At 65.8% G+C, this 611-nt stretch carries 1 protein-coding gene; it reads left to right on the top strand.

Going from position 1 to position 611, the window contains the following annotated elements:
* The coding region (locus tag B879_RS24280) for a GntT/GntP/DsdX family permease (protein ID WP_162136901.1) at positions 1-357 on the top strand (357 nt) is incomplete at its 5' end.
* Positions 358-611 lie beyond the last annotated feature (254 nt).

The following is a 611-nucleotide window of genomic DNA, read 5'->3' as shown; positions in this document are numbered from 1 at the left end:
CTCTCCGAAAACCTCGCCACGCTTGGCCTGGGTATCGCCGTACCATTCATTATTTCCGCCGCGCTGAAGACCGCTCAGGGGTCCTCCACCGTGGCCATGGTGACCACCTCGGCGATGATGCTGCCGCTGCTCGAACCGCTGGGGCTGAACCAGGGCGCCGGCCCGGTGCTGGCCGTCTTGGCAATCGGCGCCGGAGCCATGGTTGTTTCCCACGCCAATGATTCCTTCTTCTGGGTGGTTTCCCAGTTCAGCCGGATTCCGACGGCCACTGCCTACCGCACGTTGACCCCAGCCACCGCGATCCAGGGTGTTTCGGGATTCATCGCCGTGTGGGGTTTGAGCCTCGTGCTGATCTGACCCCTGGCACCGGCTCCGCAGCAGCGCATTTCGGCGCAGGCGGCGCCCCCTGGGGCGGCTTGCCGTGCGGGTCTTTATCCGTCCACGGTGCAGAACGGGGGCCGCGCTTGATGCGCGGCCCCCGTTCTGGGTCGTTTCACCGTGGTGCTGCTGGGTACCGGAGGCACCGCACGAGGTGCGCCACCGGGCCAGCAAGATTTCTAGACCGCCGGGGTATCGGGGTAAAGCAGCAGTTCCCCGTCCTTGACCTCGAT

It is taken from the genome of Cecembia lonarensis LW9 (assembly GCF_000298295.1).
In the GTDB taxonomy this organism is placed as follows: domain Bacteria; phylum Bacteroidota; class Bacteroidia; order Cytophagales; family Cyclobacteriaceae; genus Cecembia; species Cecembia lonarensis.
This window is presented reverse-complemented; position numbering and strand designations above follow the sequence as displayed.